This window comes from Micromonospora sp. DT62, from assembly GCF_049847285.1.
Lineage (GTDB): Bacteria > Actinomycetota > Actinomycetes > Mycobacteriales > Micromonosporaceae > Micromonospora > Micromonospora reichwaldensis.
Map to the genome: position 1 here is coordinate 1 of NZ_JBNCOB010000010.1, position 16,773 is coordinate 16,773.

A 16,773-nucleotide genomic window follows, 5' to 3' on the forward strand; every position below is an offset into this window, starting at 1 on the left:
AAGGGCTGGAAGATCCTGACCAAGCTCCGCTGCTGCCCCCGACGCGCCACCGCGATCATCAAGGCCATCCTCGCCCTGCATCACGGCCCGACCAGCCAAAACCCACGATGAAAAGCGCTCAATGTCAGTGTCAGGCGAAAACTGAAGCCGCCTGCGGAAGGGCGAGGTGCTGGGCTGAAGTGGCGCCGGATCGACCTGGACAAGGGGCTCCTCCGCACGCCGCGGCAGCTTCAGCGGCACTGGTGGCAGCACGGCTGCGACAACCCGCACGCGTGCGGCGCTCGCCTGCACAAGGTCGAGCCCGGCCCGAAGGGGTGCAAGCGCCATCAGATCGCGTGTCCGCCGCCGTGCCCCCGCGGCTGCACCCGGACACGCCAGCAGATGCCCTCAGCGCCACGGTGGCGGCCTCAAAGAGGTCGACGTGAAGTCTCGGGCTGGTCGCCGTGCCGTTGGTATTCCCGCTCCCCTGCTCGAAGCGCTGAAGCAGCACAAGGAAGCCCAGGAGAAGGAACGGGAGACCGCAGCACAGCTCTGGGAGGAAGGCGATTGGGTGTTTGCCCAACCGAACGGCAGACCGATCGACCCGCGCGCCGATCATGACGCGTGGAAGGCGCTGTTAAAGGAGGCGAAAGTACAGGATGCCCGCCTGCACGACGCCCGGCACACAGCCGCGACCATGCTCCTGGTACTCGGCGTGCCGACCCGTGCGGTAATAGAGGTGATGGACTGGTCGCAGATGGCGATGACGACCCGCTACCAGCACCTCACCCCGGAACTCATCTCCGGCATCGCTGAGCAGGTCGCCGGACTGCTCTAGCGAACTAACTGAGACGACGCAGGGCACCGGTCATCCGGTGCCCTGCTCACATGCTGGTCAGAGTGTGGGCGCGGCAGGTTTCGAACCTGCGACCCCTCGCTTGTAAGGCGAGTGCTCTCCCACTGAGCTACGCGCCCGGAACGCCCGTACGGCGGGCCGGAGGGTGGCAAGCTTACCCTGCCCCCACCGGCCCGGTCGTGCGGCGTGCCCGGTCGGTCAGGCCGCGACGGCCTCGGCGAGGGCCTTGCGCCAGCCCTGCTGGTCGCGCGCCTCGCCCGGCATGTTCATCTCGGCGAAGCGGACCACGCCCGCCTTGTCGATCACGAAGGTGCCCCGGTTGGCGATGCCCGCGACGTCGTTGAAGACGCCGTACGACTGGGCGACCGCGCCGTGCGGCCAGAAGTCGGCCAGCAGCGGGAACTGGTAGCCCTCCTTGTCGGCCCAGATCTTGTGGGCGTAGACCGAGTCGACGCTGACGGTCAGCACCTGGACGTCGTCGTTGACGTAGTCGTTGAGGTTGTCCCGCACCTCGCACAGCTCACCCTGGCAGATCCCGGTGAAGGCGAGCGGGTAGAAGACCAGCAGCACAGTGCGCTTGCCACGGAAGTCCGAGAGCCGGACCTCCTGGTTGTTCTGGTCCTTGAGCACGAAGTCCGGCGCCTCGGCGCCAACCTCGATCGGCATGCGAGCTCCTCAGGATGGGATCGGATGGGCAACAGCCTGCCACACCCGGCAGCGGGCGCCGCCGGGTGATCGCCGGCGCCGGCCTACTTCTTGCTCTTGGCCCCGCGGCGCAGGACGAGGCGGGCGCCGCTCCAGTCCCGGCCGGCGTTGACGGTGGAGGTCTGCTGGAGGCCGGCGGTGGGCGCGGACTCGGCGACCTCGCTCGGCTCGACGTGCCCCTCGCGCCCCGCCTTGGGCGTGAGCAGCCACACGACACCGTTGTCGGCCAGCGGGCCGAGGGCGTCGACGAGAAGCTCGAAGAGATCACCGTCGCCATCGCGGTACCAGACAAGCACCGCGTCGACCACCTCGTCGGTGTCCTCGTCGACCAGATCTCCACAGCGGTCGGTCAGGGCGTCTCGGAGATCCTGGTCGACGTCGTCGTCGTACCCCATCTCCATGACGACCATCCCCGGTTCGATCCCGAACCGGTCCGCCAGGCTGCGTACCCCGTCGGCGGCCTGACCAGCGGTCGCGCTCACTGTCGCGTGCCTCCTCATCTCATCCCTGCCCGCGGCGTCGCGTCGACGCCGTCAGGCAAAGTCCACACAGTTGTGGCTCCCCGCGCAAGTGGCGCACCGGGTGGAACGGAATTTACCGTGCCAGAAGCGTGCGGGCACCCTGGGTAATTGCTTCCTCGGAGACCAGAACCTGACGGGCCGCCGGACCTAATGGTACAAAAGAGTCAACTCCGGCCACCCGCCGAGCCGCTCCGACATAGCCTGCATCCACCAGGGCCGCGATGACCCCCTCGCCGACCCCGCCGGAGCGGCGGGTCTCGTCCACGACCAGCACCCGGCCGGTCGCCGCCGCCTCCCGGATGACGTCGGCCACGGGCAGCGGGGAGAGCCAGCGCAGGTCCACCACCCGGGTGCCGATCCCCTCGTCGGCGAGGGTCGCCGCCGCGCGCAACGACATCGGCACCCCGTTACCGAACGTGATGATCGTGACATCTTCGGCGGAGCCGACGCCGTAGACGCGGGCCCTCCCGATCGGCACGTGACCGCCGGTCCACGCGCCGGGCTCGGCGTAGCGGGAAAGCCACTCGCCGTCACCGTCGGCGTACAGGTCGCGGGTGTGGTAGAGCGCGATCGGCTCCAGGAAGACGCAGACGCTGCCGTCCACCGCCGCGCTGGCCAGGCAGGTGCGCAGCATGGGCGCGGCGTCGTCCGGCCGCGCCGGCACCGCGATCACCAGGCCCGGCACGTCCCGGAGTACGGCCACCGAGTTGTCGTTGTGGAAGTGCCCGCCGAAGCCCTCCTGGTACGCCAGCCCGGCCACCCGCACCACCATCGGGTTGCGGAAGGCACCCTGCGTGAAGAACTGCATCGTGGCGGCCTCGCCACGCAGCTGGTCCTCGGCGTTGTGCAGGTACGCCAGGTACTGGATCTCGGGTACGGGCAGCATCCCGGCCAGCCCGGCGCCGAGCCCCAGCCCGAGGATCGAGGTCTCGTCGAGCAGCGTGTCGAAGACCCGGGCCACGCCGAAGCGGTCCCGCAGCCCCTTGGTCACCCCGTACACGCCGCCCTTGGCGCCGACATCCTCGCCGAACACCGCCATCTGCGGATGGTCGAGCATCCCGTCGGCGAGCGCGGCGTTGATGCTCTGCGCCAGCGTCAGCGGGCCGGTCAGCTCCGGCGGCTTTCCGCCGAACGCCTCCGTACGGGCGGCGGTGCCGGGGCCGCCGGCACGCGCCGCCGCGTCCGCCACCGCCCGGGCGACGCGTGCCGGCCGGCGCGGGGCCAGCGGGGCGACCACGTCGGCCGGTGCGGTCAGCTTCGGCTCGTCCAGCACCTCCTCGGCGATCCGCCGCACCTGCCAACCGATCTCGTCGTACCGGGCCAGCAGCTCCTCGCCGGTGGCGAGGCCCGCCCCCACCAGCAGCCGTGCCGTGGCGGTCAGCGGATCCCGGGCGAGGTCGGCCGCGATCTCTCCGGGGCTCCGGTACGCGGTCTCGGCATCCGCGCCGGCGTGTCCCATCAGCCGTACGGTCGACAGGTGGAGCACGGCGGGGCGCCGGTGCCGGCGCACCCAGGCCGCCGCCTCGGCGGCCGCCTCGTACGCCCGCGGCAGGTCGCCGCCGTCGGCGGAGAAGTAACGGACCCCCGGCTTCGACCGCAGGGTGGTCTCCACCCACCCCTTCGGGGAGCGGACGCTGATGCCGAGGCCGTTGTCCTCACAGACGAAGAGCACCGGGATGCGCAGGCCCGTGTGGTCGTACCAGCCGGCGGTGTTGAACGCGGCCGTGGCACTGGCGTGGTTGACCGAGGCGTCGCCGAACGAGCAGACCACGATGGCGTCCGGCGGCCAGGAGGTGTGCGTGGCGCCCCCACCGCCGCTGGCCGGCACCCCGTCCCGGCGACCGGAGGTCTCCAGCCGGCGCAGCCGTTCCACGGCCAGCCCCATCCCGACGGCGCGGGGCAGGTGCGAGGCGATCGTGGAGGTGGTCGGGACGACGGCCAGGTCGGCCCGGCCGAAGACCTTGTGCCGCCCGCCCGCGAGCGGCTCGCTGCTGGAGGCGACCATGCCCCGCAGCACGTCGCGGGCCGCCTCGGCGTACCCCGGGTGGATCGGCCGGTCCACGGCGGACCCGGCGCCGCCGGTCGGCTCCCCCGGGTCGGCGGCGTCCGGCACCGAACCGTCGCCGGGGCCGTCCGGGTCGGCCGGCGCGGCCTCGACGGACCCGTCGGCCGCCGCCGGCCGGTCGATGCCGCCCCGCTCGGCGTCGAACCGCCCGACGTCGGACCGCTCAGCGTCGAACCGCTCGGCGTCGAACCGCTCGCCCAAGGGCTGGTCGGCCTCGGGCCGCTCGCCCGAGGGCCAGTCGGCCCCGTCCCGGTAGGCCTCGTCCCGGTCGGCCTCGGGCCGGTCAGCCTCGGGCCGGTCGGCCGGCGTCCACCCGGCGGCCTGGGCGGCGCGGACGCAGTAGAAGGCACCCGAGCGGTAGTGCAGCAGCGCCGGGTCGGTGGCGCGCAGCGCGGCGGCGACCGCGGCGTTGCCCTCGTGGCCGGCGGAGCCGATCGTGTAGTAGCCCTCGCCGAAGCTGCGCAGCCACCGGCCGGCCAGGTCGAGCTGGCGGCTGGTGGCCTGCGCGTCGAAGAGGTCCAGCGCCCGCGCGCCGGTCAGCGTCGTGTCGTCGGTGACCGGCCGTGCGGGGTCACGCCGCTGCGACGGGGTGGCCAGCGCGGCCAGCGTCTCCCGGAACCGGTCGTCGAGATCTTGCGGGGTGGTCACGTCGGACAGCATTACCGACGAGCGGCCTGTGCGCCCACTCGGACACGAACGACGCGGTGTGGGTCAGTCGTCGTCGCACCCCTCGGGGCAGCCGCCGTCGGAGACCTTCCAGACCAGCTCGCGCAGGGTCGCCAGTTCCTCGTCGGTGAGCCCGGCGAGCAGCCGGGAATCCGACATGACCTGGTGCACGCGGGCCCGCACCTGCCGCCCGGACCCGGTCACCACCAGCGTCTTCTGCCGCCGGTCGGCGGGGTCGGCGTGCCGCTCGACCAGCCCGGCCCGCTCCAGCTTGTCGACCAGGGCGGTCACGTTGGAGCGGTCGCAGCCCAGCCCTTCGGCGAGGTCGCGGGCCGGCAGCGGCAGGTCGGGGTCCAGCTCGTGCAGCGCCCGCGCGGTCGCGGGGGTCAGCCCCAGCTCGGCGATCTCCCGGTCCTGGTGGTGGCGCAGCGCGGCGGCGACGTGCGTGATGCGGCGCACGACGTCGCCGGCCAGCGCCGCGCGGTCGGCGGGATCCGGCGGGACGGCGGAGACGGGCTGCGGAGCCATACCTCATATCCTACGCGCGTCAAAAGTTGAGCAGCTCCACCATTGGCGGTTCGCGCGGAATCCCGCCGTCAGCCGGGGAGGAACGAGAAGCGGACGGTCCGGGTGGGGTTGTCGCCGTTGGGGTCGACCAGGCAGACCGACTGCCAGGTGCCCAACGCCAGCCGGCCGTCGACGACCGGCAGCGTCGCGTACGGGGGGACGAACGCCGGCAGGACGTGGTCGCGCCCGTGGCCGGGCGAGCCGTGCCGGTGCCGCCACCGGTCGTCGGTGGGAAGCAGGTCGTCGAGCGCGGCCAGCAGGTCGTCGTCGGACCCCGAGCCGGTCTCGATGATCGCCAGTCCGGCGGTGGCGTGCGGCACGAAGACGTGCAGCAGGCCGTCGCCCTGCCCGGAGACGAACCGCTCGGCCTCCGCCGTGATGTCCCGGACGGTCGGCCGGGCCCCGGTCTGGACGGTGATCACCTCACTGCGCATACGACGCATTCTGCCCGAGCGGGCGGTCGCCCGCCCGGTCCCTGCCGGACGGGCCGGTTGCGCAAAGTTACCGGCGGGTACCTGTGTCGCGCGTCGCGTCTCCGGGCGGTGGGCGTGACGACAGGTGCCACCAGGGGGCAGGATGGCGCTAGAGACCTATCCCACACAGAACCGAGGGAACGCCTGTGGCTACGGAACGCAAGCGCCCGGTGATCACCGCTGGTCTGCCGAGCCAGCTTCCGGACATCGACCCTGAAGAGACCAGCGAATGGGTCGAGTCGCTCGACGGTGTCATCGACGAGCGCGGGACGAAGCGCGCCCGCTACGTCATGCTGCGCCTGCTGGAGCGGGCCCGCGAGCGCCAGGTCGGGGTGCCGTCGCTGACCACCACCGACTACATCAACACCATCCCGCCGGAGCACGAGCCGTGGTTCCCGGGTGACGAGCACGTGGAACGGCGGATCCGGGCGTACGTCCGGTGGAACGCGGCCATGCTGGTGCACCGGGCGCAGCGTCCCGAGATCGGCGTCGGTGGGCACATCTCCACCTTCGCCAGCTCGGCCTCGCTCTACGAGGTGGGCTTCAACCACTTCTTCCGGGGCAAGAACCACCCGGGCGGCGGCGACCACATCTTCTACCAGGGCCACGCCTCCCCCGGCATGTACGCGCGGGCGTTCCTGGAGGGGCGGCTGACCGAGCACCAGCTCGACGGGTTCCGCCAGGAGCTGTCGCACCCGGGCGGCGGCCTGCCGTCGTACCCGCACCCGCGGCTCATGCCGGACTTCTGGGAGTTCCCCACGGTCTCGATGGGCCTGGGCGGGCTGAACGCGATCTACCAGGCGCGGTTCAACCGCTACCTGCACCACCGGGGCATCAAGGACACCTCGGACCAGCACGTGTGGGCGTACCTCGGCGACGGCGAGATGGACGAGCCGGAGACGCTCGGCGCGATCGGCGTGGCCGCCCGCGAGGAGCTGGACAACCTCACCTTCGTGATCAACTGCAACCTCCAGCGGCTCGACGGGCCGGTGCGCGGCAACGGCAAGGTCATGCAGGAGCTGGAGGCGTTCTTCCGGGGCGCCGGCTGGAACGTCATCAAGGTGGTCTGGGGCCGGGAGTGGGACCCGCTGCTCGCCGCGGACACCGACGGCGCGCTGGTCAACCTGATGAACACCACGCCCGACGGTGACTACCAGACCTACAAGGCGGAGTCCGGGGCGTACGTCCGGGAGCACTTCTTCGGCCGCGACCAGCGGACCCGCAAGATGGTCGAGGACCTCAGCGACGACGAGATCTGGAACCTCAAGCGGGGCGGGCACGACTACCGCAAGCTCTACGCGGCCTACAAGGCGGCGATGGAGCACACCGGTCAGCCGACCGTGATCCTGGCCAAGACGATCAAGGGCTGGACGCTGGGCTCGCACTTCGAGGGCCGCAACGCCACCCACCAGATGAAGAAGCTGACGCTGGAGGACCTGAAGACCTTCCGCGACCGGCTCTACCTGGACATCCCGGACAAGGCGCTGGAGGACAACCCCTACCTGCCGCCGTACTTCACCCCGGGCGAGAAGTCCGACGAGATCGCGTACCTCAAGGAGCGGCGCCAGCAGCTCGGCGGCTACCTGCCGTCGCGGCGCTCGGGCCAGAAGCGGCTGGCCATCCCCGGCCCGGAGCGCTTCGCCGACGTCAAGCGCGGCTCGGGCAAGCAGAAGGTGGCCACCACGATGGCCTTCGTCCGCCTGCTCAAGGACGTGATGAAGGACAAGGAGTTCGGCAAGCGCTGGGTGCCGATCATCCCGGACGAGGCCCGCACCTTCGGCATGGACTCGCTCTTCCCGACGCAGAAGATCTACTCGCCGCACGGCCAGCGCTACACCTCGGTCGACCGGGAGCTGTTCCTGTCGTACAAGGAGTCGACCGGCGGGCAGATCCTGCACGAGGGGATCAACGAGGCCGGCTCGGTCGCCTCGTTCACGGCGGCGGGCTCGGCGTACGCCACCCACGACGAGCCGATGATCCCGATGTACATCTTCTACTCGATGTTCGGGTTCCAGCGCACCGCCGACGGGCTGTGGGCCGCCGCCGACCAAATGGCCCGGGGCTTCCTGCTCGGCGCCACCGCCGGCCGGACCACGCTCAACGGCGAGGGGCTCCAGCACGAGGACGGCCACTCGCACCTGATCGCCGCCACCAACCCGGCGGTGGTCGCGTACGACCCGGCGTTCGCGTTCGAGATCGCGCACATCGTGGAGAACGGCCTGCACCGGATGTACGGCGAGGCGCAGGAGAACGTCTTCTACTACCTGACGATCTACAACGAGCCGATCCTCCAGCCGGCGGAGCCGGAGAGCGTGGACGTGGAGGGGCTGCTCAAGGGCATCTACCGCTACTCCCCCGCCCCGTCGGTGGGCGACGACGCGCCGAAGGCCAACGTGCTCGCCTCGGGCACGGGCATGCAGTGGGCGCTCAAGGCGCAGCAGCTGCTGGCCCAGGACTGGGGCGTGGCCGCCGACGTGTGGTCGGTGACCTCCTGGACGGAGCTGCGCCGGGACGCGGTGCAGTGCGAGGAGCACAACCTGCTCAACCCGGGCGCGGAGCAGCGGGTGCCGTACATCCAGCAGAAGCTGGCCGACGCCGAGGGCCCGAAGGTCGCGGTCAGCGACTGGATGCGCGCGGTGCCGGACCTGATCGCCCGCTGGGTGCCCGGCGACTACACCTCGCTCGGCACGGACGGGTTCGGCATGTCCGACACCCGGCACGCCCTGCGCCGGCACTTCCACGTCGACGCCGAGTCGGTGGTGGTCGCGACGCTGCGGCAGCTGGCCCTGCGCGGCACGGTACCGGCGAGCGTGCCGGTCGAGGCGGCCAAGAAGTACGCCATCGAGGACGTGAACGCGGCACCGGTCGGCGAGACCGGCGGCGACAGCTAGGACGTACCAGACGAGGGCCCGGCGCATCCCGCGCCGGGCCCTTCGTCGTCCGCCGACGAGCGAACCGGCGGTGGTCCGGAGTCCCTGGCGGGGACACCGGGCCACCGCCGTCGCGGGTGGCGCCAGGACGTGCCCGGCTCAGCCGACGGCGGCCAGATCGGTCAGCCGGGCGAGCGAGTCCTCCAGGTCGGCGCCGACCCTGCGCAGGCCGAGGCGGAGCAGTGCGGCCTTGACCGGACCGGCCGGCCAGCGTACGACGATGAGCCGCACGATCGTCCCGCCCTCCTCCTCGCCCGCGGTGAGCTGGACGTAGATCTCGGTGCGCGCCTCCGCCCGGGCACCGGCGCCCTTGGCGCGTTCGCGCCAGCCGATCAGGGTCGGCGCCTGATAGGCGATCACCTCGGCCTCATGCGCGGCGCCACGTCCGGCCTGGACGAGTTGTCGGCGCCCGAAGCCCTCTCCCGAGAGCACCTCGGCCGCACGGACCCCCGCCAGCCAGGCCGGCAACTGCTCGGCCCGCTGCACGACGTCCCAGACCGCTTCCACCGGCGCCATCACGTGCGCACTGCGTTCCACGAGGATCATTTCCGTCTTTCCTCCAGTGAGGACATCCCACGATATCGGCACTCTATGCGCAAATTCGGACGTACTGGGACGGGTTCGGAAAAGACACGCCGAAATCCATTGCGCTGCGGCGACGGACGGCCTATGGCGCATCGGCCGGCCGCCCCCTAGAGTCGCGAGCACGATTCACGTACGACGGGAGGGCGCATGTCGACCGCAGCGATGCCCGAGTTCCCCGCCGGATTCCGCTGGGGAGTGTCCACCTCCGCCTACCAGATCGAGGGCGGCGTCGACGAGAACGGGCGGGGAGCGTCCATCTGGGACACCTTCGCCCACACCTCCGGCCGGGTCGCCGACGGCAGCACCGGCGACGTGGCCTGCGACCACTACCACCGGCACGCCGAGGACGTCGCGCTGCTGGCCGGGCTGGGCGTCTCGGCGTACCGCTTCTCGATCGCCTGGCCCCGGGTACGGCCCACCGGCGACGGCCCGGTCGACCCGCGCGGGCTGGACTTCTACGACCGGCTCGTCGACGACCTGCTCGCCCACGGCGTCGACCCGGTCGCCACGCTCTTCCACTGGGACCTGCCGCAGGCCCTCGAGGACGCGGGCGGCTGGCTGAACCGGGACACCGCCCACCGCTTCGCCGAGTACGCCGACGCGACCGCCGCCCGCCTCGGCGACCGGGTGAAGCTCTGGATCACCCTCAACGAGCCCTTCATCCACATGAGCCTCGGCCACGGCACGGGCGAGCACGCCCCCGGCCGAACGCTGCTCTTCGACGCCTTCCCGGTGGCCCACCACCAACTCCTCGCCCACGGCCTCGCCGTCGCCGCGCTGCGGGCGCGTACCGCGAGCCCGGTCGCCATCGCGAACAACTACTCGCCGGTGCGCATCGCCGGCGACACCGACGCCGACCGGGCGGCCGCCGCGGCGTACGAGGCGCTGCACAACCGCCTCTTCACGGACCCGCTGTTCGGCCGGGGCTACCCCGCCGAGCTGGGCTTCGACACGACCGTGGTGCGCGCCGGCGACCTCGACGTGATCGCCGCGCCGATCGACGTGCTGGGGGTCAACTACTACAACCCGACCGGCGTACGCGCCCCGCAGGAGGACTCGCCCCTGCCGTTCGAGTTCGTGCCGCTGGCCGGGTACCCGCGTACCGCCTTCGACTGGCCGGTCGCCCCCGACGGGCTGCGCGAGCTGCTCGGCTGGCTGCACCGCACGTACGGCGACGACCTGCCCCCGATCCAGGTCACCGAGAGCGGCTGCGCGTACGACGACACGCCCGACGCCGACGGCCGGGTGCACGACCCGGAGCGCATCGCGTACCTCGACGGGCACCTGCGCGCGGTACGCGCCGCGATGGCCGAGGGCGTCGACGTGACCGGGTACTTCGTCTGGTCGCTGCTGGACAACTGGGAGTGGGCGGAGGGCTTCACCAAGCGCTTCGGCCTCGTGCACGTCGACTTCGACACCCAGCTCCGTACGCCCAAGTCCTCGTACGCCTGGTTCCGTGACCTGATCGCCCGGCCGTGACCACCGTCGACCCGACACCGGCGTCGCTGCCGGCGGCGCTCGCCGAGCCGACCGCGCCGGTGCGGCGGCGCTGGATCGCGCTGATCTTCGCGGCGAACCTCGGGGTCTGGATGGCGTTCTTCACGCCCATCCAGGTGCTGCTGCCGCAGCAGTTGGGGCGGATCGCGCCAGCCGACAAGGAGACGGCGCTGGCCGTCGTCACCGGCCTCGGCGCGCTCGCCGCCGTGCTCGCCAACCCCCTCGCCGGGGCGCTGTCGGACCGCACCTGCCTGCGGCTGGCCGGGCGGGAGTTCGGCCGGCGGCACGTCTGGACCGCCGGCGGCGCGCTGCTCGGCGCGGCGGCCCTGGTGCTGCTGGCGCAGCAGCGCACCGTCGTCGGCGTCGCGCTCGGCTGGGTCGCCGCGCAGGTCTGCTTCAACGCGATGCTGGCCAGCCTGACCGCCGCCGTGCCGGACCGGGTGCCGGTCGCCCAGCGCGGCGGCGTCTCCGGCTGGGTCGGCATCCCCCAGGCGCTGGGGCTGGTGCTCGGGGTGGTGCTGGTCACCGCCGTGGTGAGCGGCACCGCCGCCGGCTACCTGGCGATGGCGGCGGCGGTGCTGCTGCTGGCCCTCCCGTTCGCGCTGCTCACCGCCGACGACCCGCTGCCCCGTGCGCACCGGCCGGCGCTGCGCTGGCGCGCCCTGCTCGCGTCGATGTGGGTCTCGCCCCGCCGCCACCCCGACTTCGGCTGGGCCTGGATCACCCGGTTCCTGGTGCAGCTCGGCAACGCGCTCGGCACGCTCTACCTGCTCTACTTCCTCACCGACGAGGTGCGCCACCCCGATCCCGAGGGCGGCCTGCTGGTGCTGATCCTGCTCTACACGGCCGGCCTGGCGGCCACCGCCGTGGTGGCCGGGCGGCTGTCGGACCGCTCCGGCAAGCGGAAGGTCTTCGTCATCACCGCCGGCGGCATCATCGCGGTCGCCGCGCTGCTGCTCGCCGTCGCCCCGGTCTGGCCGGTGGCCGTGGTCGCCGCGCTGCTGCTCGGCGCCGGCTACGGCGTCTACCTGTCGGTGGACGCCGCGCTCATCACCCAGGTGCTGCCCGCCGCGACCGACCGGGCCAAGGACCTGGGCGTCATCAACATCGCCAACTCCGCCCCGCAGGTGCTCGGCCCGGCGCTCTCCGCCCCGCTCGTGGTGCACCTCGGCGGCTACCCGGTGCTCTACGCGGTCACCGCGGCGGTCACCGTGCTGGGCAGCGTCCTGGTGCTGAAGATCCGCTCGGTGCCCTGAGCCGCACCCCTGGCGGAATGCGGTCGCGCGCCGCCGTAGGCTGGAGACGTGACGGTACGTGTGCGCTTCGCCCCCTCCCCGACCGGTATGTTCCACGTCGGCGGTGCCCGCTCGGCGCTGCAGAACTGGATCTACGCCAAGCAGCAGGGCGGGGTGTTCGTGCTCCGCATCGAGGACACTGACGCGGCCCGCAACAAGCCGGAGTGGACCGAGGGCATCCTCTCCGCGCTGGACTGGATCGGCATCGAGCGCGGCGGCTACGAGGGCCCGTACTTCCAGTCGGAGTACGCGGGCGAGCACCGGGCCGCCGCCGCGCGGCTGCACGGATCCGGCCGCGCGTACTACTGCGACTGCACCCGCGAGGCCGTGCAGGCCCGTACCGGCTCGCAGTACCAGGGCTACGACGGCTTCTGCCGGGACCGGGGCCTGCCGGCCGGCGAGGGGCGCGCCCTGCGCTTCCGTACGCCCGACGAGGGCGAGACCGTGGTCGTCGACCTGATCCGGGGCGAGCCGACCTTCGAGAACAAGCTGATCGAGGACTTCGTCATCGCCCGGGGCGACGGCTCGCCGGTCTTCCTGCTCGCCAACGTGGTCGACGACATGACCATGGGCATCACCCACGTGATCCGGGCCGAGGAGCACCTGCCCAACACCCCCAAGCAGCAGCTGCTCTGGGAGGCGCTCGGGGTCAAGCCGCCGATCTGGGCGCACGTGCCGGTGGTGGTCAACGAGAAGCGGCAGAAGCTCTCCAAGCGCCGCGACAAGGTGGCCCTGGAGGCGTTCCGGGACGAGGGTTACCTGGCCGCCGCGATGCGCAACTACCTGATGCTGCTCGGCTGGGCGCCGTCGGGCGACCGGGAGATCGTCGAGTGGTCGGTGATCGAGCAGGAGTACCGGCTGGAGGCGGTCAACCCCTCCCCGGCGTTCTTCGACGAGAAGAAGCTCCGCGCGTTCAACGGCGAGTACATCCGGGCGCTGCCGGTCGAGGAGTTCGTCGAGGCCTGCCGGCCGTGGCTGACGGGCACCGGCACCATCGCCCCGCCGCCGTGGCAGCCGGAGGAGTTCGACGCGGACGCCTTCGCGGCCGTGGCCCCGCTGGCGCAGACCCGGATCGCGCTGCTCAGCGAGATCGTGCCGAACGTCGACTTCCTCTTCCTCGCCGCGCCCCTGATCGACGAGGCCGCCTGGGCCAAGGCGATGAAGGAGGGCTCGGCGGAGCTGCTGGACGCCGCCACGGCGGCGTTCGAGGCGCTGGAGTCGTGGGACGCCGAGACGCTGAAGTCGACGCTGGAGGCGGTCGGCGCCGAGCGCGGGCTCAAGCTCGGCAAGGCCCAGGCGCCGGTACGCGTCGCGGTCACCGGCCGTACCGTCGGACTGCCGCTGTTCGAGTCGCTGGAGGTGCTCGGCCGCGAGCGCACCCTGAGCCGGCTGCGCGCCGCCCGGGTCCGCCTGTTCTGAACCGGGCCCGTTCCCGACGGCCACGACCGCCCTGTCGGGACGGCCCACCCACGTCGAACCGTCGCCACGTCGGTCCGCGACCTCCGGCTCCGGCTCGGGGTGGTACCCGACGGCGGCGTACCCGCTCAGCGCCCGGACCGGTGGGTCCGGGCGCTGAGGCGTCCCGGGCTCGTGCCGGTCAGCGGCGGGCGGAGCGGCGACGCAGCAGCAGGCCGGCGGCGAGGGCGGCGAGGAGAAGCACGCCGCCGAGCGCCCACAGCCAGCCGCGCCCGGCCGCGTCGTCGCTCTCCTTCGCCGCGGGCACCGCGGACCCCGGCGTGCCCGCGCCCGTCGGATCGGGCGCGGCCGAGGTCGGCGCGGCGCCGGACGAGGGCGGTACGGCCGACGCCGGGGCGCTCGGGACGGCCGTGCCCGCGCCGGTCGGCGACTCGGCGGGGGTGCCGGTGGTCAGGGTGAACCGCACCTCGCCGGAGACCGGGTGCCCGTCGCTCGACGCCAGCTGATAGCCGACGATGTAGAGCCCCGCCCGGCCCGGCTTGAACGGGACGCTCACCCGCGAGCCGGAGAAGGCCGGCGCGCCGCCGAGCGCGACCACGTTGTCCGGACCGGTCACTGTGATCTTCGTCGTACTCGGATCCGCCTTCGCCAGGAAACGCAGCTCGATCCGGGACGGCGCCTCGGCCACCCGGGCGCCGTTGCGCGGATCGCTGCCGGTCAGCGAGTTGTGGGCGGCCGCCGGCGCGGCCGGCAGCACCAACGACACACCGATCGCCACGCCGACCACCACTGGCCAGGTGCGCGCCATACGTGGGAACCTGCCCCCCATGAACCCCTCCGTAAAGGTACGATCCGCCCGCTGATCCACGGCTACCGTTCATTGGTCGGGCCGGGATCACAGATAGTTCCAATTACTGTTCCACGAGCTGCAACCGATCGACGTTCTGCGCAGTCTTGAGGGTGGCACCCTGCACGGGTTCGGTCACCCCCGTCAGCCAACCAACGCGTGACCTGCAGCAAGCCATCCATCGAACGGGGCGAGGAGGCGGCGATGGTCCGAACGATGCGGCGGCTGGTCGCGGTGTTGGCAGGCGGGCTCGCGGCGGCGGTCCTGTCGCTCGGTTCCGCCGGGACGGCGACGGCGGCGCCGAAGACCCCACCGGCCGGAGTGGAGATCACCGGGCATGGGCTGGCGGAACCGCTGCGGCTGCGCGCGGAGGCCCAGCCCGCGCACGTGGTGGCGGTCATCGACCAGGTCAACTTCCTCGGCCGTACGGGGCAGCCCAAGGGCCCGAAGGCGGCCGACCTCGGTCCGAAGTACACCGTCGTGGTGTTCGCCGGTGACGTCCCGAAGCAGACGTACGACCTCTACCCGAAGGCGGTCGGCGGGCCGCGCGTCTTCCGCCCGGCCAAGCAGCCGGACGCCCGCAAGACCGCCGCGGGCTGGTTCCTCGGCCGGCTCAGCATGTCGGAGACCCTCCGCACGGCGGGCGTGCCGCTGGAGCGGCAGTTCGACACCGTCAGCGGGGGCGTCGGTGGCGGCGAGCGGGTCATCCCGGAGGACGCCCTCAACCCGGCGAAGGACCTCGACGAGGCGCTCGGCGAGTTGCAGCGGCTGATGCTGCTCAACGTCGCGGTGGTGCTGGTCATCACGTCGGGGCTCGCCGGGATCGCGCTGCTGGTCCGCCGCCGCACCCGCTGAGCCCACCGCCGGCGCCCCGCCCCATGGCCGGCCCAGGCGGGGGTCAGACCTCCAGGACCACCTTGCCGCAGACGTGCCCCGCCTCCACCAGGCGCTGCGCGTCCGCCGCCTGCGCCAGCGGGAACGTCCGTTCGACGTGGACGGTCAGCCGGCCGGCGTCCACCAGCCCGGCGAGCATGCCCAGGTCCACGGTCGACGGCTTGACGAAGAGGTAGCTGCCGCCCAGCCGGGTGACGTGCTCCGGGTCGGCCGTCGAGATCAGCCGCGCGGGACGGGTGATCAGCTCGGCCGACACGTCGAGCGCGTCGCCGCCGAACAAGTCGAGCACCACGTCCACCCCGTCGGGCGCGACCGCGCGGACCCGGTCGGCCAACCCGTCGCCGTACGCGACCGGCTCGGCGCCCAGCGACCGGACGAAGTCGTGGTTGGCCGGGCCGGCCGTGCCGATCACGCGGTCGGCGCCGAACGCCCGGGCGATCTGCACCGCCAGGTGGCCCACCCCGCCGGACGCCCCGTGCACCAGCACCGTGTCGCCGGCGCCGGTGCGGGCCGACTGGAGCGCCTGGTACGCCGTGAGGCCCGCCAGGGGCAGGCCGCCCGCCTCGGCCCAGGACGCCCGCACCGGCTTGGCCGCCAGCGTCCGCTCGGGCGCCGGGACGAGTTCGGCGTACGTGCCGTACTGGACGTGGTCGCGCCGGACGTAGCCGACGACCTCGTCGCCGACGGCGAACCCGGTCACCGCCGGCCCGACCGCCTCGATCACCCCGGCCGCGTCCCAGCCGGGGACGAGCGGGAAGTGACCCGGGATCGCACCGGCCAGGTGCCCCTCGCGCACCTTCCAGTCGACCGGGTTCACCCCGGCCGCCCGGACCCGTACGAGCACCGTGTCCGGGCCGACCGGCGGGTCGGGCAGGTCCCGGACGGTCAGCAGGTCGGCCGGGCCGTACGTGTCGATCGCGATCGCCTTCACACCGGTCACGCTAGCGGCCGGGCGGCGTCGCCGTGGTCAGCACCAGCGGCGTGGCGGCCGCTCACGGCGGTTGACGCGCTGTTGGGGGCGGACCGGGCCGTGCCGGTGCGCGCCGGCCCAGCCGGGCAGGTCGCTGCGGCAGCCCGGGACCGCCGCCGGCTCGGCCTCAACGGGCGGAGCCGGTTCCGCGACGCGCTGCCGAGGCACCGTGACGTCGTCCTCGGGGCGCTCGGGCGCGCGGGCCGGGTGCTCCGGCGAGTGGGCCGGGAACCCTCCGGGCAGCCGGCGGTGCTTGGCTGCCGCCTGCTGCTCGTGGTGGCCCGGCCGGCAGGGCTCGCCCTGGGCGCAGCCGTGCTCGGCCTCCCCGTGCGCCATCGGAGTCTCCTCACGCTCGCCCCGCCCGCCGGGGTCGCTCCGACGGGCCCTGTCACCGTACTGGCCGGCACCGACGCCCCACCCGACTCCCCCACCGCACCCACCCCCTCCCTCGCGATCATGGAGTCGTGGTGGGAATTTCGTACGACGGTGCAGCTTTCGTCCCCCACC

15 protein-coding genes, 1 tRNA gene and 1 pseudogene are annotated in these 16,773 nt (G+C 72.7%); 7 read left to right on the forward strand and 10 right to left on the reverse strand.

Annotated features, from left to right (window positions below; translation table 11 throughout):
- Nucleotides 1–111, forward strand: a pseudogene (locus tag ACPXCB_RS16140) (IS5/IS1182 family transposase); the annotation flags it as partial.
- A 310-nt stretch (nucleotides 112–421) separates the two neighbouring features.
- The gene (locus ACPXCB_RS16145) at nucleotides 422–817 is read left to right on the forward strand and encodes a tyrosine-type recombinase/integrase (RefSeq protein WP_425876200.1); all 396 of its coding nucleotides are present in this window, start codon (nucleotides 422–424) and stop codon (nucleotides 815–817) included.
- A gap of 65 nt (nucleotides 818–882) precedes the next feature.
- Here the strand turns inward: ACPXCB_RS16145 and ACPXCB_RS16150 are convergent.
- The 6 genes from ACPXCB_RS16150 to ACPXCB_RS16175 all read right to left on the reverse strand — a co-directional run bounded on the left by ACPXCB_RS16150 (nucleotide 883) and on the right by ACPXCB_RS16175 (nucleotide 5,793).
- Nucleotides 883–954, reverse strand: a tRNA-Val gene (locus ACPXCB_RS16150).
- A 79-nt stretch (nucleotides 955–1,033) separates the two neighbouring features.
- Nucleotides 1,034–1,501, reverse strand: a complete 468-nt coding sequence (locus ACPXCB_RS16155) for a peroxiredoxin (RefSeq protein ID WP_121400357.1) — start codon at nucleotides 1,499–1,501, stop codon at nucleotides 1,034–1,036.
- Nucleotides 1,502–1,584: 83 nt separating this feature from the next.
- A complete protein-coding gene (locus ACPXCB_RS16160; protein ID WP_425876202.1) occupies nucleotides 1,585–2,022 on the reverse strand; it encodes a DUF3052 domain-containing protein in 438 nt (145 codons plus the stop codon).
- 112 nt (nucleotides 2,023–2,134) lie between these two features.
- Nucleotides 2,135–4,648, reverse strand: a complete 2,514-nt coding sequence (locus ACPXCB_RS16165; RefSeq protein ID WP_425876482.1) for a transketolase C-terminal domain-containing protein — start codon at nucleotides 4,646–4,648, stop codon at nucleotides 2,135–2,137.
- Between the two features lie 189 nt (nucleotides 4,649–4,837).
- The gene (locus tag ACPXCB_RS16170) at nucleotides 4,838–5,320 is read right to left on the reverse strand and encodes a MarR family winged helix-turn-helix transcriptional regulator (RefSeq protein WP_425876204.1); all 483 of its coding nucleotides are present in this window, start codon (nucleotides 5,318–5,320) and stop codon (nucleotides 4,838–4,840) included.
- Nucleotides 5,321–5,388: 68 nt separating this feature from the next.
- A complete protein-coding gene (locus tag ACPXCB_RS16175; protein ID WP_311411931.1) occupies nucleotides 5,389–5,793 on the reverse strand; it encodes a YjbQ family protein in 405 nt (134 codons plus the stop codon).
- A gap of 185 nt (nucleotides 5,794–5,978) precedes the next feature.
- On the opposite strand from ACPXCB_RS16175, the gene aceE reads away from it, so the two are divergent.
- The gene (aceE, locus tag ACPXCB_RS16180; protein WP_425876207.1) at nucleotides 5,979–8,723 is read left to right on the forward strand and encodes a pyruvate dehydrogenase (acetyl-transferring), homodimeric type; all 2,745 of its coding nucleotides are present in this window, start codon (nucleotides 5,979–5,981) and stop codon (nucleotides 8,721–8,723) included.
- Nucleotides 8,724–8,861: 138 nt separating this feature from the next.
- Here aceE and ACPXCB_RS16185 read toward each other — a convergent pair whose 3' ends face one another.
- Nucleotides 8,862–9,308 (reverse strand): SRPBCC family protein, encoded by a 447-nt coding sequence (locus ACPXCB_RS16185; RefSeq protein WP_311411929.1) that lies wholly within the window; start codon nucleotides 9,306–9,308, stop codon nucleotides 8,862–8,864.
- 186 nt (nucleotides 9,309–9,494) lie between these two features.
- Here ACPXCB_RS16185 and ACPXCB_RS16190 point away from each other — a divergent pair, with 186 nt between their 5' ends.
- Genes ACPXCB_RS16190 through gltX form a run of 3 tightly spaced genes read left to right on the forward strand, consistent with a single transcriptional unit; the run spans nucleotide 9,495 to nucleotide 13,558 of the window.
- Nucleotides 9,495–10,826 (forward strand): GH1 family beta-glucosidase, encoded by a 1,332-nt coding sequence (locus ACPXCB_RS16190; RefSeq protein ID WP_425876209.1) that lies wholly within the window; start codon nucleotides 9,495–9,497, stop codon nucleotides 10,824–10,826.
- Nucleotides 10,823–12,100 carry an MFS transporter gene (locus ACPXCB_RS16195; protein ID WP_425876211.1) on the forward strand — a complete coding sequence of 426 codons (1,278 nt, stop codon included), beginning with the start codon at nucleotides 10,823–10,825 and terminating at the stop codon, nucleotides 12,098–12,100. Before ACPXCB_RS16190 ends, ACPXCB_RS16195 begins: the two co-directional genes overlap by 4 nt.
- Nucleotides 12,101–12,148: 48 nt before the next feature.
- Nucleotides 12,149–13,558, forward strand: coding sequence for a glutamate--tRNA ligase (gltX, locus tag ACPXCB_RS16200; RefSeq protein ID WP_425876213.1), 1,410 nt, complete (start codon nucleotides 12,149–12,151; stop codon nucleotides 13,556–13,558).
- A 178-nt stretch (nucleotides 13,559–13,736) separates the two neighbouring features.
- Here the strand turns inward: gltX and ACPXCB_RS16205 are convergent, their stop codons facing one another.
- Nucleotides 13,737–14,363 carry a copper resistance protein CopC gene (locus tag ACPXCB_RS16205; RefSeq protein WP_425876215.1) on the reverse strand — a complete coding sequence of 209 codons (627 nt, stop codon included), beginning with the start codon at nucleotides 14,361–14,363 and terminating at the stop codon, nucleotides 13,737–13,739.
- A gap of 243 nt (nucleotides 14,364–14,606) precedes the next feature.
- On the opposite strand from ACPXCB_RS16205, the gene ACPXCB_RS16210 reads away from it, so the two are divergent.
- Entirely contained in the window at nucleotides 14,607–15,257 is a 651-nt protein-coding gene (locus ACPXCB_RS16210) for a hypothetical protein (RefSeq protein ID WP_425876217.1), read from the forward strand.
- Nucleotides 15,258–15,300: 43 nt separating this feature from the next.
- Here the strand turns inward: ACPXCB_RS16210 and ACPXCB_RS16215 are convergent, their stop codons facing one another.
- A complete protein-coding gene (locus ACPXCB_RS16215; RefSeq protein ID WP_425876219.1) occupies nucleotides 15,301–16,227 on the reverse strand; it encodes an NADP-dependent oxidoreductase in 927 nt (308 codons plus the stop codon).
- Between the two features lie 36 nt (nucleotides 16,228–16,263).
- Nucleotides 16,264–16,602, reverse strand: a complete 339-nt coding sequence (locus ACPXCB_RS16220; RefSeq protein WP_425876221.1) for a hypothetical protein — start codon at nucleotides 16,600–16,602, stop codon at nucleotides 16,264–16,266.
- Nucleotides 16,603–16,773: the final 171 nt, after the last annotated feature.

Coding starts and splice junctions, on each gene's coding strand:
- ACPXCB_RS16170 (WP_425876204.1), bottom strand. CDS start 5,320: ATGGCTCCGCAGCCCGTCTCCGCCGTCCCGCCGGATCCCGCCGACCGC.
- ACPXCB_RS16175 (WP_311411931.1), bottom strand. CDS start 5,793: ATGCGCAGTGAGGTGATCACCGTCCAGACCGGGGCCCGGCCGACCGTC.
- ACPXCB_RS16185 (WP_311411929.1), bottom strand. CDS start 9,308: ATGATCCTCGTGGAACGCAGTGCGCACGTGATGGCGCCGGTGGAAGCG.
- ACPXCB_RS16190 (WP_425876209.1), top strand. CDS start 9,495: ATGTCGACCGCAGCGATGCCCGAGTTCCCCGCCGGATTCCGCTGGGGA.
- ACPXCB_RS16205 (WP_425876215.1), bottom strand. CDS start 14,363: ATGGCGCGCACCTGGCCAGTGGTGGTCGGCGTGGCGATCGGTGTGTCG.
- ACPXCB_RS16220 (WP_425876221.1), bottom strand. CDS start 16,602: ATGGCGCACGGGGAGGCCGAGCACGGCTGCGCCCAGGGCGAGCCCTGC.
- ACPXCB_RS16210 (WP_425876217.1), top strand. CDS start 14,607: ATGGTCCGAACGATGCGGCGGCTGGTCGCGGTGTTGGCAGGCGGGCTC.
- ACPXCB_RS16155 (WP_121400357.1), bottom strand. CDS start 1,501: ATGCCGATCGAGGTTGGCGCCGAGGCGCCGGACTTCGTGCTCAAGGAC.